The 16,435-nt window shown below is 33.1% G+C and carries 13 protein-coding genes; 10 read left to right on the top strand and 3 right to left on the bottom strand.

The annotated features are described in order from the left end of the window. The first annotated feature begins 17 nt into the window (after positions 1 to 17). Both ACNART_RS17095 and ACNART_RS17090 read left to right on the top strand, forming a co-directional pair. Positions 18 to 650, top strand: a complete 633-nt coding sequence (locus ACNART_RS17095) for a LexA family protein (RefSeq protein ID WP_109371264.1) — start codon at positions 18 to 20, stop codon at positions 648 to 650. Positions 651 to 1,287: 637 nt separating this feature from the next. After that, on the top strand, positions 1,288 to 2,025 hold the full coding sequence (locus ACNART_RS17090) for an ankyrin repeat domain-containing protein (RefSeq protein WP_196573887.1): 738 nt from the start codon (positions 1,288 to 1,290) through the stop codon (positions 2,023 to 2,025). Between the two features lie 147 nt (positions 2,026 to 2,172). Here the strand turns inward: ACNART_RS17090 and ACNART_RS17085 are convergent, their stop codons facing one another. Beyond that, positions 2,173 to 2,466 (bottom strand): helix-turn-helix domain-containing protein, encoded by a 294-nt coding sequence (locus ACNART_RS17085; RefSeq protein WP_198620892.1) that lies wholly within the window; start codon positions 2,464 to 2,466, stop codon positions 2,173 to 2,175. A 775-nt stretch (positions 2,467 to 3,241) separates the two neighbouring features. On the opposite strand from ACNART_RS17085, the gene ACNART_RS17080 reads away from it, so the two are divergent. Then, entirely contained in the window at positions 3,242 to 4,390 is a 1,149-nt protein-coding gene (locus ACNART_RS17080; protein WP_198620891.1) for a type I restriction endonuclease, read from the top strand. An 82-nt stretch (positions 4,391 to 4,472) separates the two neighbouring features. On the opposite strand, the gene ACNART_RS17075 is transcribed toward ACNART_RS17080, so the two are convergent. Next, positions 4,473 to 5,888, bottom strand: coding sequence for an FAD-dependent oxidoreductase (locus ACNART_RS17075; RefSeq protein WP_368927841.1), 1,416 nt, complete (start codon positions 5,886 to 5,888; stop codon positions 4,473 to 4,475). A 1,191-nt stretch (positions 5,889 to 7,079) separates the two neighbouring features. On the opposite strand from ACNART_RS17075, the gene ACNART_RS17070 reads away from it, so the two are divergent. Next, positions 7,080 to 7,388: a helix-turn-helix domain-containing protein gene (locus ACNART_RS17070; RefSeq protein ID WP_198620889.1), complete on the top strand. Its 309-nt coding sequence runs from the start codon at positions 7,080 to 7,082 to the stop codon at positions 7,386 to 7,388. A 147-nt stretch (positions 7,389 to 7,535) separates the two neighbouring features. On the opposite strand, the gene ACNART_RS17065 is transcribed toward ACNART_RS17070, so the two are convergent. Then, entirely contained in the window at positions 7,536 to 8,075 is a 540-nt protein-coding gene (locus ACNART_RS17065) for a hypothetical protein (RefSeq protein ID WP_198620888.1), read from the bottom strand. Between the two features lie 762 nt (positions 8,076 to 8,837). Between ACNART_RS17065 and ACNART_RS17060 the strand changes: the two genes are divergently transcribed. The 6 genes from ACNART_RS17060 to ACNART_RS17035 all read left to right on the top strand — a co-directional run bounded on the left by ACNART_RS17060 (position 8,838) and on the right by ACNART_RS17035 (position 16,376). Next, the gene (locus tag ACNART_RS17060) at positions 8,838 to 10,064 is read left to right on the top strand and encodes a tyrosine-type recombinase/integrase (protein WP_036935173.1); all 1,227 of its coding nucleotides are present in this window, start codon (positions 8,838 to 8,840) and stop codon (positions 10,062 to 10,064) included. A 933-nt stretch (positions 10,065 to 10,997) separates the two neighbouring features. Then, entirely contained in the window at positions 10,998 to 11,543 is a 546-nt protein-coding gene (gene ucaA, locus ACNART_RS17055; RefSeq protein ID WP_020946062.1) for a uroepithelial cell adherence major pilin UcaA, read from the top strand. A gap of 65 nt (positions 11,544 to 11,608) precedes the next feature. Then, positions 11,609 to 12,334: a molecular chaperone gene (locus tag ACNART_RS17050; RefSeq protein WP_041701675.1), complete on the top strand. Its 726-nt coding sequence runs from the start codon at positions 11,609 to 11,611 to the stop codon at positions 12,332 to 12,334. A gap of 9 nt (positions 12,335 to 12,343) precedes the next feature. Next, positions 12,344 to 14,878, top strand: coding sequence for a fimbria/pilus outer membrane usher protein (locus tag ACNART_RS17045; RefSeq protein WP_071425769.1), 2,535 nt, complete (start codon positions 12,344 to 12,346; stop codon positions 14,876 to 14,878). Positions 14,879 to 14,887: 9 nt separating this feature from the next. After that, positions 14,888 to 15,970: a fimbrial protein gene (locus ACNART_RS17040; RefSeq protein WP_416303658.1), complete on the top strand. Its 1,083-nt coding sequence runs from the start codon at positions 14,888 to 14,890 to the stop codon at positions 15,968 to 15,970. 100 nt (positions 15,971 to 16,070) lie between these two features. Next, positions 16,071 to 16,376: a helix-turn-helix domain-containing protein gene (locus ACNART_RS17035; RefSeq protein WP_036919964.1), complete on the top strand. Its 306-nt coding sequence runs from the start codon at positions 16,071 to 16,073 to the stop codon at positions 16,374 to 16,376. Positions 16,377 to 16,435: the final 59 nt, after the last annotated feature.

The following is a 16,435-nucleotide window of genomic DNA, read 5'->3' as shown; positions in this document are numbered from 1 at the left end:
TTTTAATAGGAGGAAACATGAGTCTTGCAAATAGAGTTAAATCCAGAAGAGATGCCTTGGGGCTTACTCAGACTGAAGCAGCTGAAAAAGCTGGCATCAGACAACAATCATGGGCTTCAATAGAAGATGGTTCAACAAAAAAACCTCGTAATATTATTAGCATTGCAAGAGCTTTAGAGTGTGATGCCGGTTGGTTAATGATGGGTGATAATATTCAACCTGTTCATGATATCAATACGAAAAAATTACCACTAATAAGCTACGTTCAAGCGGGAAACTTAGTACATAGTGTTCCTATTACAGATTGTGATGGTGAATTTGAGTATATTCTGACAGATCAAGAACTCTCACAAAGTGCTTTTGCATTAAAGATAGAAGGAGACTCAATGGAACCTGATTTTAAATCAGGAGATGTAATCATTGTCGATCCTGAGATAAAACCACATCCGGGAGAATTTATTGTTGCGGCTAATAATGAAAGAGAAGCAACATTTAAGAAATATAGACCAACTCGTATTGATGCTAATGGCAATGAACATTTTGAACTTGTGCCATTAAATAGTGATTATCCAACACTTAGCAGTGAAAACACGCCATTAATGATCATTGGTACGATGATTGAGCATCGTATTTATCGTCGTAAACGATAACGATTATTCCCAAAAATAACTCCAATAATAACTAGCTCAATTATTGGGGTTTATCTCAAAAAAACAGTTTTATCTGTTTTTACTCTCTGGAAATTTGACTAAAACTTTATGGATAGAAACCATCCAAGGTTCTATAATAAGATTAATCAAAAATAACTTGATGGTAAAACGACCAAAAACTTTAAATATTAAAAATAATGAATATAATGAGAGCAACATTATCTATCATTTATATAGATTACTAAGTTAATTTTTTGATTAATGACAATTAAACTGCATTAGTAGCTATTTTAAAAGTAACTAATTATTGCAATAAGAGAACAAGATAAAAAATAAAAGATTAATTAAATATAGATTTTTCACTTTTCAATATTTTATCTTTACGTAAAAAAAATACTCATATAAAGAGATAAAAATGCGTATTTTCCATCCTATTTTAATAAAAACAAGTAAAGATACTTATTTATTTTATCAAATAGGAAAAATAGATTACTAAGATTTATCTTTATTGAAAATACGTATTAACAAGACACATCTTACTTACATTCTGTTTCAATTACCAACACTAATAAATATTAATTTTTAATAAACTAATTGTAATAAGTTTTGTTAATTATTTCGATTTTAAGGTATTTAAATGAATATAAAAATGTTTGTTATTTCATTGGCATTAGTTTCTTTTGGCGCACAAGCATTGATTATTAATGAGAATAATCCATTCGAATATCAATCTTTTAAATCAAATTATTCTGATATGATTGAGTTGGCTAATAAATCACGTTTACCACATAGGATATTCTATACCTCACCAAGTACAGGTAAAAATGCACTATGGTTTGATGCTGTTAAACATGGTGATTTAAATGAAGTCAAAAAGATGCTTGCCAATGGTCAAAATATTGAAGCGAAAGATACTGGAAGTTTAGAGCAAACAGCTCTGGGATGGGCTGCGTTTATTGGTGATGAAGAAATGGTAGATTATCTCATCTCTCAAGGCGCGAGCCTTTGGGCTACGGATAAAGACGATGTTTATAATGTTTTTAAATCAGCCGTATTAGGAAATAATGTCAATGTGGTAAAAAAAATTCACGACCTAATGAGAAGCGATATTGAACTCAATAACCAAAGAGTAGAAAGCGATGGTGAAACATTTATTATGATTGCAGCCAGTAATAATCGTCTTGATACCGTAGAATACCTTATTTCTGAAGGTGCTGATGTTAATCTTGTTACAACAACACAAGATAATTCATTATTTTCTTATAACCACAGCGCATTAAGTTATGCTTGCCAAAATAATCTTAAAGATATGCAGAAACTATTGATTAGAAACGGTGCTATAAATCATATAACAGGTACAACACTCTGCCATTAAATACACAAAAGCCATCCTATAATAAGATGGCTTTTGTGCTATTAGTTATTGAGTTTTGAGAAATAGAATTTTAATTAAAACAACTAGAAAACGACTCAATATATTTATCAGAACTCAATATCAACAAGTAATATACCAATGTGATTTTTAAACGATTTTCTTTTTTCTAAATATAACTATTTCACTTGGTTGAGTTATCGACTGCTTATCCTCAAAAACCATAAAGTCTGTTTTCTTAGCCTCTAAGATAAGACTTTGAGGTGTAACACCAAGTATATAAGAAATAGTAATCAATTGATCTACTGTTATTTTTAAATGTCCATTTTCTAATTGAGAATAATGTAGCATACTTATCCCCAACATTTCAGACATCTCATTTTCTGTTATTTTCAATTGTCTTCTTATCATTTTTATTCTATTCCCAACTTTGGTGTTAATCATCCCTTTACTCTCCTTCTTTCATTAGATGATTACATCGATAAAATACCGAATTATAGTTTGTAAACTATCAATCCATAAACTGAAAATACTTAACTATTAGTTATTAAATAATCGTAATATTACTTATTCTCACGAATTCTGTTAATAAGGTTATTCCGATATTTCAAATTTAAAATAATTTACATTTCTATATGTTATTTTAAACTAAATTAATATTAGAATAACAATTTGGAACTGAGTATCCGAGAATGAATGGTGTTATCATAAAGTTGAATAGAATGGCTTATTTTAATTTGAAATATATTTAAATGACATTGATAACCTATAAAAAATATCTATATATTTAATTAGAATATCATTTTATAAAGAATAATTCTGTATTGTTTTAATATATATAAATAGTATCCTAGGAAAATGAATCCCCCCTGATTGAAATAATCTGAAAAAGACTACTCACTTATAATTTAAGAACAAAATTCATATCTATTTTTAATCTTTTAAAAAATAATTTTAATGGATTTGTTCACTATCAATCTTATTTATTGATAACAAAAATACTAAAAACATATAAATACTTATTTTTTATCAAGAAGTTCACTTACTTACTATAAGTGTGAGCTTATCGATATTGATTATTTTTATTTTATATTAAAATTTATTAAGGAAAGAGTTATCTGACTTCTATTTAGGTGTGTTTTATGCATAGTAACAATTAGAATGTCATTGATATACATAATATTATTTTTTATTCAGCAAATAATTATTAGGATGAATAATGGAAAGTTTTAAATTAAAGCTAAAAAATCACATGGATCATGTCAAAAACGTAGGGCAACATTGCTCGACGGAAGAAACAACTAAGCAAGCACTGATATTACCTTTCTTAGATATCCTTGGTTTTAACCCTTATGACCCTCAAAAAGTTAAGGCTGAATATGGTGCTGATTTCCCTGGTGTTAAAGCAAATGAACGAGTTGATTATGCATTGTTCTGCCAAGATGTTCCGGTAATGTTTATTGAAGCAAAAGGATATTCTGAAAAACTAGATAATCACTGCCCTCAATTATCACGATATTTTAACTCTACACCAGAAGTTACAATATCAGCTATAACTAATGGCTTAGAATGGCGCTTTTTTACCGATTTAAAACAAAAAAATGTAATGGATCCAACACCTTTCTTAAGAATAAGAATGGATGAAGTCAGCGATTCAGATGCAAGCCAATTATTCAGGTTCAGACATGATAAATTTAAACCAGAAGCATTAAGAACCTTGGCTGAAGAAAGTGTATATTTATCTGCTTTTACTAAAACTATTAGTTCAAGCTTACGTGACGTAGATAATGAATTTGTCAGATATGTAGCTAGTCGATCAAACATTGAGAGACAATTAAATCAAAGGTTCATCGACTCTATAACACCACTTGTAAAACTAGCTGTCGAACGTTCTGTTAGTGCAATGGTTGTATCTGGTCTATCAAATAAAGCCATGACAATAGACGATCCCACTGAAATAAAAGAAAATAACGATAGTAATCAGAAAAATACTGAATTTGTAAATATTGTAGATCCCAACAACCCTAATATTATAACAACAAAAAACGAATTAACATTATTTGAAAAAATTAAGCTTATCGTAGGATCTGAGGAGATCCAATACAAGGATACAGAATCTTACTTTGGTATATTATATCAAGGAAAATCCAATAGATGGATTGTTAGATTTTATGATAAAAATAACCCTTATATTATTGTCCCTATTGAAATTACAAATGTTTTAGCTAATGAAGTGTCTAGAGCTGGACTATCACTAGTTAATAACAGAATAAATATTAATGATCCAGAAGATATATTAAGAATAACAGGGATCATTTTAGATTCATTTGAATATGTCAAAAATGATGATAATTTCAGGAAGAAATAACTAGTAAAAAAACTCAAATTTAAAAAGCCCCCCAATAATTGTATAACTAATTACTAGGGGGCTTTTTATGAATAACACAAAATTAGAATCTGTAAAGACTAAATGGTTTTGGATCTAAAACTGGTTTTTTGCCCAGTAATAAATCAGCGGTTAATTCTGCTGATACAGGACTCTCTGTCATACCCCAGCCAGTTGCAGTATTAATGACTAAGCCTGGATACTCTTTAACTTCTGAGATAATTGGGTTTTCATCTGGTGCGATAGCCATTGCACCACTCCATTGATCAATTAATTTCGATTCTTTAAAGGCTGGGAATTCTGCTTTTAATTTCTCTAATGAAGCATTTAACTCAGGTAAATCTGGTAATGCAGTCATATTTCTGAATTGCTCAAACGGAGAAACTTCATCTAAGTTCCAATGCGTTGATTGCATAAATGAATTGATTAATTGTTCATTTAAAGAAATATGCACTGGGAAATCAGGTAATGCTAATAATGGCAGATATTTATAGCCATAAGTGAAGGATTCTTTCACTACTGGCGCCACAATAACACGAGGAGAAGTTGCATAAGTACCATCAGCTTGTTCACGGAAGAAAATACCACCTGGTAAAGCGACGTTGCCACCCGGTGCCGTTGGTGAACCACTGATTAGCTGTTGAGACTGATAAGCAGGCAGTGTTGGAACATCAACATTAAGATTTTGCATAAATAGGCGTGACCAAACACCACCAGCAACAACAACTTGAGAAGTTTTGATTGCACCTTTCTCTGTTACAACGTCAGAAATTACACCAGCTTGTGTTTCTAAGCCACGAGCCGCGCATTGAGTGTAAATTCTAACACCCATTTTTTTAGCGTATTCAGCCATAACGAAGGTTGCAACTTCTGGATCGAAGCTACCAGAATCTTCTTCAAAGCCAGCAATTTTCCAATCTGTTGTCGCGCCACGAAGACGTTGATTTAATTCAGCACCTTCAATAATTCTGGTTTTAAATGGAATATCTGAGCCAACATTTTTACTTCTTTCATCAATCCATTTTCTTACGTTAACTAAATCTTCTTCATCAAGAGGAACTTCAACGCGGCCTTGTGTACGATAAGTAGTATCAATACCTACTTTCGCATTCATTTCACGCCAGCGATATTTGCCCAAATGGTGTAATAAGAACGTTTCATCTGGCATTTTATAGCTAATTGCCTGACCATAGAATCTCGAAGATTGCTCACCCGCGATATTACCTTTCTCAACAATGACAACAGATAAACCACGTTCTACAAGGTTAATTGCTGTCATAATACCAAGGATACCAGCACCAATAACAACAACATCAGCTTGTTTTGGTAAAGCACCTTCAGTACCTTCAACAAAGCCATGTCTTGGCGTACCCGGAACAAAGCGCCCTTCGCGAGTTAACATTGGTGTCAAAATACCCGCACCAGCAGCGACAGCCACCACTGTTCCACCAATGATAAATTTTCTTCTAGATATCGCCATTTTACACGTTCCTTTTACTCAATGAATTATTAGCATTAAAACAATCACGCTATCTTATTTCATTTGTAAAGTATTAGTAAAGTATTTGTAAATCTTTTCGTCTGTTTTTTTCTTAAAAATCCGTACTATTTAATTTACTTATGCAAAGAAGGGGATTAATCATCATTTTGTTTTTTATCGATTATTTAAGTACACGAGTAAAATGAAAGCATATTCAGCTAGTTATTTTTTTGGTTTTTTTGTCAAAATATAAAATTTTTCACTATTAAAGATCCACTGCCTATTTGTTAAATATGGGTTTATGACACATTCAAATTGCAAATAAAATAATTTGATTAACAAATAATCCACAAGATCACTAATATTACTAAGTTAATAAATTGAGCACATAAAAAGGGGATAGTGATAAGAAATATAACGATGGATTGGTTATTTGATGTTGATTCAGAGGAAAATAAGGTAGTAGTTAAAATGGTTACACTTAAGATTATATTTATCTCTATATAACCAAATTTTAAGTGTTCATTTTTACACCAATACCAAAATAAATCTTTTTTTGATTGCTTTTATAAAAATAGTATTATTTTTTCTTTATAAATCAACATTGTTACAATTTGAAATAAAATACATATTTTTGGTGTCGGTAAAACAGAAACCGTTATTCAAATTAAAAATAATCATTTGATATTCTAGGTACTGATTTAATCACAGATAAAGGTGTTGCAACAGCCTTATTACGTCAACATGGTATAAAGGTGTTCTCTGAAAATCAATTAGAGGAATTAATTGGTTGGGTAGAAAATTGGGATAAAGAAAATACTATTTTATGATAAAAATCTGAATAATTAATAGTTTAACTAAGTAACAATTTGAATAATATTAACTTATTTTCATCCAATACAAATCATCACCCATAGTTTCACACAGGTTCCTCAAAATGGAGCCTTCCATTCTTACCAACCTCCTATTAACTCATATTATTCTTAATTAACACTCCTATTTCGTCATTAACAAACAAAAATACTGTTAAAGACTAATGTAATTTATCTAATTATTTGATTTTGGTAAAACGGTTTAAATCTTTTAATAAATAAAAACTGATAGATACCAACTATCAATAATCTATTTTTGATCGCCCATATCGATCTCTAAGTGTTTTTACGGTAATCTCTTTTAAAAAGAGGGGTTGATATGAGTTCAATTAATATTGTTGTAGGTCAGCGAATTAAACAAAAAAGAAAGCAATTAAAAATAACAGGTATCGAGATGGGGAGAAGGCTTGGTATCAGTCAGCAACACTATTCACGTTTGGAAAATGGGCATCTGAAAATAACCGTCGATCAGCTTATTGCTATTGCTTTAATATTAGGAATATCGCCACAAAGTTTGTTGGTTTCACCCGAAATAATGTCACCCATGCTAAGTGCTTGGGCTGAAACAACTTTATCATCAAATGAGATTGTTGTATTACGAAATAAGAAGCGCCGCAATCTTAGATAAAGATACAGTAATATTGTTTAGCGCTATCTGATTTAATATTTTAATTACTTCAGTTAAAGCACATCGAAAATTTTCATCTTTTTTATTTAAGTAAAAAACCATCTATTTATAAAATCAATCGCTTGATTTTTTTGTTAAAATAAAAGATTAATTGTTAATTTCTTTAACGATTGAATATTTTAATAGAATTTCTGGAGCATTAGATAATTTGCGATTAGATCCTTCCATTAAATAAGCCGCTATTTCTTCTGATGATAAATCATCAACTTCTTCAAGATTAAAATACTCATCAGGCCAATAAATAAGATCTGAAGAAAAGGCTTTAAAGTTTATCTCGAGTAAATTTATTGCATAAGATTGTTCAGATTCACTGCCTTCAGCTAAACATATGAAATCAACAATACTAATCAACTCGTTATAAGTCAGATCATCTAAATACTTCACCTGGTTAAAAGCTATTTTTGTAAACTCTTTTGCACTTGTCCACGAATTGTAGTCACGAAAATCTGAAAATTCACAAGGTGTTACTACTTGTGCATTCCATTTTATTATCATGGTGTTAAGTTCAGGATCATTTTCAGTTGCACCATTATCGATTTTAACAGTTATCTTTAGTAGTAAATCGATCAATTCATTGAGTTTAGTTTTGCTGACTTTTTTTGGTTTTAATCGGTTAGGTAAAGGCATTTTTTATTCCATTTATATTATTTGCATTAAATCTGTATATTTTAATCTTTTTATTTAAAAGTCATTATAACGCATTAATTTATTTAATAAATAACCAAATGGATTATTGAATCATGACTAATACTTAGAAAAAATAATATAATAAATTATTTATTTTATATTCTGATTTTAAAATTAGCTATTAACATTTTATTTTAATAATTACTTAATCATATCATCAAGAATATTAATGACATTATTTCTCAAATTCGCCCTCTAATTTTATCTACTGTAATAACTATATTTAATACATCAATATTTAAATCCATAACGGAGTTCAATTTGAAGTAATAACACAAAAAAAGTAGAGAGGGTTAGAAAAAAAGTAAAGCAGATGAAAGTGCTTAGTGGAAAGATTACCAAGAAAATCTGCGAGTATTTATAGGGTGACTTATTTATGCCTAACTGAACATGTGAGACAAATAGACAGCATTTTCGGAGCTAGCGTCCCAAATACGTCCCACTTAAGAAAAGTAGAGAATTTAAAATGAATGTAAGCGTTTGATTTAAAATGGTACGCCCTACAGGATTCGAACCTGTGACCTACGGCTTAGAAGGGCGTTACATACTGATTTCATTGAGTTTTATATAATTTCATGAGATTTCATCCTTCTGATTTATAAGGATTTATATACCTTGCATGATTTCAGCTAGTTTCATATCATTTCTTCGTTACTTGACCCGTTACTTGACCCGCAAAAAACTCGTAAATGGAAATTAGTTATGGCTAGCGTATTACTGACTGATAGTAAAATACGAGGACTGAAACCAAAGAAATCTGCGTATTATACTTGGCAAGCATCAGCGACTAGAGGAACTGGACGTCTTGGTGTAAAAACATATCCATCTGGAAGAAAAGTTTTCGTCTACCGCTACTTCAAAGATGGAAAAGAGAAATTTATATCGCTTGGTGATTACCCTAATTTATCACTAGCAGATGCTGCAGTAAAATCCGTAGCAGCTGCTACTGAATCATCATCCCTTGAGAAAATTAAATATGAACACGCCACAATAAAACAGCTCTTTGATGATTACATTGAAGATCAGAAACGGCAAGGCAAGCGTTCATATGATAAAACTCAAAACAGACTCAATCAGGTTCTAGATAGCAAGCATATTGATGCAACTATGCCTGCAAAAGATGTTACTCCAGATCATATAAAAAGAATACTTTCTGAGTTTATCTCCCGAGGTGCTTTGGCAGGTTCGAACAAAGTAAGAGCAAACCTACATGCGGTATTCAACTTCGGTTTGTTTGCCGACAATGATCCAGCAAAAATAAACGAGCGCGTTATTTATGGATTGGAACGAAATCCTGTCACAGTGGTTCCTAGACAAAAAGGTGCAGATAAAGCGTTAGATAGATTTTTATCATGGGATGAGTTGAAGCTATTATTAGAGCTATTCAATAAACCCACCATCGAATGTCCTATTAACTCAGATTATGCACGTCTATTTCTATTTTGTGTCTATTCCGCAGGACAACGACCATGGGAAATTATTGCTAATACCCGTGATAATTGGGATAAGAAAAATAATACATTAACAGTACCGCCCCATATTTCAAAAACAGGCGATTACCATGTAATTCCATTGATACAGCCTGCTATTGATATTCTTAATATCCAAGAGCTTTTGTATCCAACATCAAATTATCTTTTCCCTGCTAAAACGAAAGAAGGGCACCTGTTAACATCTGAATACGCTAAACAATTAAATAAATTTTGTAAGAAGAATGAGTTTGAGAAATTTACACCTAGAGATGTGAGAAGAACATTTAAAACATTGGCTGGAGAGATGGGGATTAGTTCTGAGTTAAGGGATATGGTACAAAACCATAAAAGACCCGGCGTTTCTCAGAAACATTATGACAGGTATGATTATTTAAGAGAAAAACGTGAAACGCTTGATACATGGTGTGAAAAGCTATCGTCGCTAAAAGAAGAATAGGGTTTATGTATCTCCCCCTAGCTCCTTATTGTAGGATAGATGTAACCCACAACAAGGAACACTAAAAATGAGAATGACTCTATATACCTGTCACTGTCATAGAAATCAGTTATCATTATTGATCCCTACAAATAAAAGCACAAAAAATGAGCATTTTAGTGCGAAGTAACGTACACTGAATCACGATATCCCTATGATGGGTGAAAGATATGAAAGCTTTTAACGTGATAAGAATGTTTCAAGACACACCAGTACAAGTTACCTGCCCAAGTTGTTCTTACGTTGCAAAATAAAATAAACACAAGCTTAAGAAGAACCTAATCTTATTAGGTCCTAATTGTGGCTACATGTTTTATTTCAATAAAATATAAACACAACTCAATATACCAGTTGTTGCCGTAGAAATTGAACGACAACAACCAGCACATTTATGAATGTATTTTAATAAAGGGTTAGTGTTTTATAATGAAAAAAATAAGAAGTTGCTACACGGAAATTCTGCACCATATCTGAAAGAGCTAAGCAATTTGATTTATATTAAAACTCAAGTTTTGACTAATAACCTTCTCATATACATATCATCAATCATTGATATAACACATTGAACGACAATAACAAGATCGATTTTAACGATCAGTTTACCAATCATCAATAGATTGAAACTATCAAAACCAACGCCATCGATCGAAAAAACCATCTTTACTTAAGTGATATTTGAAATAATAATAACTTAAATTATTTATTTTTATATTTGCCACATCACCATTAAAAAATTTAATATCTTTATTATTTATATATTCTACAAATATAAACCTCACTATAAACTCTATTTAATAGGATTATATATATTATTATTCAATAATACTTTTCATTTTTTTGAAAAACAAAAAATAACTTAACTTTAATTTAATTTAAAATAGGAATCTTAAATATATGAAAAGAAAAGTTATAGCACTAGCTACTATTCTTTCTGCTGCATTTGCTGGCTCATCTATGGCGTATGACGGAACAATTACATTTACAGGTAAAGTTGTTGATCAAACATGTTCTGTTGATACCCAATCAAAAAATTTAGCTGTTATTTTGCCGACTGTTTCAGTCGCAACATTAAATAATGTAGCAACAACAGCAGGCTTAACTCCATTTACAATTAAGTTAACTGGTTGTTCCACAGATAAAGATGGTGCTAAAAACGTTAAAGTATATTTTGAACCATCCGCTGATACTGATTTAACTACACATAATTTAAAAAATACAGCAACAGGAACTAAAGCGAATAATGTTCAAGTTCAATTACTTAACTCAGATGCAGCAACAACAATCCAGTTAGGTACTGATTCTGCAACACAAGATGTCCATCCAGTACAAATCGACAATGCTAATGTAAACCTTCCATATTTTGCTCAATATTACGCAACCGGACAATCTACCGCTGGAGATGTAAAAGCAACCGTTCATTACACCATTGCCTATGAGTAAGGTTTATTGGATTGCTTTTATTTTACGGGGCAGAAAAAACTGCCCCATTTCCTTCTAGAGGTATTATGTTAAAGTTCATTCTTATTTTCTTGACTCTGTTTGTATCCACAGTGGCTCAAGCCAGTGTGGTTATTATGGGGACCCGCGTTGTTTATCCCGCAACGCAAAAAAGCATTAATGTTCAATTAAATAATAACGATGAATCCCCCGCATTAATTCAGTCTTGGTTAGATACCGGAAACGCAGCTGCAGCACCAGATTCAATTCACGTTCCTTTTATCATTACTCCTCCCATATTTCGTATGGAGCCAAAATCAGGGCAAACCATCCGGATTGTCTATACCGGTGAATCATTACCACAAGATAGAGAGTCTCTTTTCTATTTAAATGTCTTAGACATTCCGGCAAAACCTAAATTGGAAGAAAATTCGGAAAACTCAGAGGGAAATAACAATTACTTACAATTAGCCGTTCGTAGTCGCATTAAGTTTTTCTTTCGCCCTGATAATCTCAACGTAACGCCTGATGATGCTTACCAAAAAGTGACTTGGCATCAGGAAGGAGCACTACGCATTAAAGCGATTAACCCAACACCTTATTACATCACTTACAACAAAATCTCAGTGGGTCAGGATAAACAGCTAACGCCTGTTGAACAAAGTGGGATGATAGCTCCTTTTTCTTCAAAAATATTTTCACTTAAAGAGAAGCCAATATTAACAAATAAAGTCACTTGGGTTGTTGTTAATGATTATGGTGGATACCAACAAGGTGAATCTACTTTGGAATAAGGTAATATAATGAATTTTAATAACCAATTACACCTCATTTCCTATCGTTATTCTCTTCCGTTTTGTGTCGCTTTAGGGATTGGGGTGATAACAACTTCTTCATTCGCTGCTGAAGAAGCTGAATTTGATCCTAGCTTTTTGCATTCAGTACAAGGAAAGAATGCGATTGATATACGTCGCTTTAATTATGGCAACCCTATTCCTGAGGGCAAGTATTACGCTGATATCTATCTCAATAATAAATGGAAAGGAAAAGCTAATGTACAGTATTTATATACTGACAATGCGAATACGTCGACGTTATGTCTAACGCCGGAATTACTTTCATTAATTGATGTCGTCAAGGGCACTGTTCCTGAAAACAGTTATAAAGCCACTTGTTATCCCGCCTCAGAAGGACTCCCCTCAGCAAAATTTCATTTTGATTTATCCACTTTAAAGCTGAATATAGAAATTCCTCAGGCACAAGTGAATACTCGACCTCGAGGATATATTGCCCCTGCACAGTGGCAAAGTGGAGTCCCTGCCGCATTTGTCAACTATGATGTTAACTATTATCAATACAATACTCCGGATATAAATAATGAGCAGACTTACCTTGGGTTAAAAGCGGGACTCAATTTATGGGGATGGGCTTTTCGTCACCGTGGTGGTGAAAGCTGGAATAATGGTCATTCTACCGGATATCAGAATATCGAAACAAATGTGACGCATGATATTGCTCGGTTACGGGCACAATTCACATTAGGTGATTTTTATACGAATGGCGAGTTAATGGATAGCCTTAGCTTACGGGGAATTCGATTAGCATCGGATGAACGAATGTTACCCAACTCTTTACGTGGCTACGCTCCGATCGTGCGAGGCATTGCTAATAGTAATGCTAAAGTTACGATTTATCAAAATGCTAACATCCTTTATGAAACAACTGTGCCTGCTGGCCCCTTTGTCATTAATGATTTGTATCCCAGTGGATATGCTGGCGACCTTCTTGTGCAAATAACCGAATCTAATGGACAAACAAGAACATTTACGGTTCCTTTTGCTTCTGTTGCCCAACTTATTCGTCCCGGATTTAGCCGTTGGCAAATGTCAGTGGGACGCTATCGTTATGCAAATGAGACATATCATGATTTAATTGCACAAGGCACATATCAATATGGTTTGACAAATGATATCACTTTAAATAGTGGACTGACCACAAGCTCAAAATATACCGCAGGATTGGCTGGTGTTGCTTTTAACACGCCGATTGGGGCAATTGCATCTGACATTACATTGTCCAGAACAACATTTAATCACTCTAACGTAACGCGTAAAGGCTACAGTTTACATACTAGCTATAGCGTCAATATTCCGACCACGAGTACAAATATCACGTTAGCAGCCTATCGTTATTCATCTAAAGATTTTTACCATTTGAAAGATGCGCTATTGGCTAATCACAGTGAATTTATTGATGATGTTTCCATAAAAAGTGCCGCATTTTATCGCCCTAAAAATCAATTCCAAGTTTCAATTAATCAAGAATTAGGTGAAAAATGGGGAAATATATTTTTAACTGGTACCACTTATAATTACTGGGAGCATAAAGGAAGTCGTAATGAGTATCAGATGGGATATAGCCATTTTTGGAAAAAACTTGGTTATCAGATTGGCTTTTCTCAATCACGAGATAATGAGCAACAACGCCGAGATGACAGATTTTATGTGAACTTTACGCTTCCTTTGGGAGAGCGTGTTCAAAGCCCCATTTTTTCTACTGTCTTAAATTATAATAAAGGCGAGAAAAACAGCATTCAAACATCCATCAGCGGTATCGCTGGGGAAGATAATCAATTCTCTTATGGTATTTCAGGTAATAGTCAGGAAAGTGGACCTTCCGGCTATGCGATGAATGGAGGCTATCGTTCACCTTATGTAAATGTAACCGCAACCGTCGGGCAAGATACTCAACATAATCGTCAAATGTCATTGGGGGCGTCGGGGGCGGTTGTTGCACACCCTTATGGAGTGACATTGAGTAATGATTTAAGTGATACTTTTACCATTATCCATGCAAAAGGAGCACAAGGTGCGGTTATTAATAATGCACCAGGTAGCCGATTAGATTTTTGGGGTAATGGTATTGTGCCTTATGTCACACCCTATGAAAAAAATCAAATTAGTATCGACCCCGCTAATTTAGATTTAAATGTTGAATTATCAGCAACAGAACAAGAAATTATTCCTCGTGCTAATAGTGCCACGTTAGTGACATTTAATACTCAAACAGGGAGAAGCCTGCTGTTTGATATTCGTATGCCAGATGGCAGTACTCCTCCAATGGCTTCCGAGGTTTTGGATGATCATGAACAGTTAGTCGGATATGTTGCTCAAGCTGGGCGCTTATTTACCCGAGGTCTTCCCAAACAAGGTCAACTTGATGTGATATGGGGACCAAATCATGACGATAAATGCTCATTTACATATCATGCGACACACAATGAAACTGACATGCGGCCTCAAATCATTCCTGTTCAGTGTATACCGCACTCTAATTAGGAACAAAACATGAAAAGAATATTTGTTATATTATTTCTTTTAAATCTATTCCCTAGTCTGGCTGTTGCTGGTGCAGATGACTACGTACCGTCTCCAATAACAATCAACACATCTACCCACCCTGTTGTTGTTATAGGCTCTGCCGATGCCCATACTTACCCTCGGGTGATAGGAGAACTCAGCGGAACAAGCAATCAATATATATTTAACGGTGGTAGTTTAATAGCGTTAATGCGTGGAAAATTTACTCCCACATTACCTAAAATAGGCAAGATTACATATAGCTTTCGCCAAGGGAAAAACACTCAATCTTCCGATTTCGATATATTTGATATTGGAGTCCCAGGGCTAGGTATTATTATTGGTATGGCAGGCTATTGGCCTGCAACGCCTTTGGTTCCCATAAACAGCTCAAGTATATATATTGATCCTGTTGCCGCCAATACAAATCCAAATGCTTATAATGGTGCAACTGGAAGTTTTGGTGCTCGTTTATATGTTGCTTTTGTCGCAACAGGACGATTACCTAATGGGTATGTAACGATACCAACCAAACAACTGGGCCATATTTTATTGGAATCTAATCGGGCAAGTTTGAATAATAAAAGATTAACAGCTCCTGTTATGTTAAATGGAGGGCGCATCCAAGTGCAAAGCCAAACATGCTCGATGAATCAAAAGAATTATGTTGTTCCATTAAATACTGTCTATCAATCCCAGTTCACGTCTTTGTATAAAGAAGTGCAAGGAGGGGAAGTTAATATACAACTTCAATGCCAAGACGGTATTGATGTTTATGCTACATTAAATGATGCGACCCAACATGGGAATCGTTCTGATATATTAACATTAGCAACGGATTCTACGGCAAAAGGCGTTGGGCTAAGATTATATAAAAATAATGAAGTAACTGCGATTAGTTATGGTTCAGACACTCCTAACAAAGGAAATCAAAATCAATGGCATTTTTCAAATTATAGAGGAGAGATAAATCCACGTATAAAATTAAAAGCTAATTATATAAAAACAGAAAATACTATTACGCCAGGAAGTGTAAAAGCAGTAGCAACGATTACTTTTTCATATCAATAAAAATTAATTGAGTTTTATAAGTAGAGTAAAATGCTTTTATAACAAATGCTTTTTACTCTGTTAAACTTAAAAATCTGTTTATTGTTGGAGAATGAAGTTCATGAGTACAATTAATTCCATTATTGCTTATAGAATAAAGCAAAAAAGAAAAGAATTAGGGATGACAGGGAGGGAAATAGCCCATTCATTGGAAATAAGTCAACAGCACTATTCACGTATAGAGAATGGACATACCAAAATAACAGTAGAACATTTATTCTCTATCGCGTTTATTTTAGGTGTCAAACCTAAAGAACTATTGCCTAATTATAAATTTTCAAATGAAAAAGAAATGATTAAAGCAAAACAATCATTATCAGCAGAAAGCATTATGCCAATAAAGAAAAGCGACATGTATCCCACATAAATATAGACAGGTATTCATTTTATTAAAAATAATGTGAACCATTAAGGACATAAAAGGGA

The sequence above is a fragment of the Proteus sp. LHD240705 genome, assembly GCF_047921555.1.
Classification (GTDB): domain Bacteria; phylum Pseudomonadota; class Gammaproteobacteria; order Enterobacterales; family Enterobacteriaceae; genus Proteus.
Note: the sequence above shows the minus strand (reverse complement) of the source record. Positions and strands in the feature narration are given on the sequence as shown.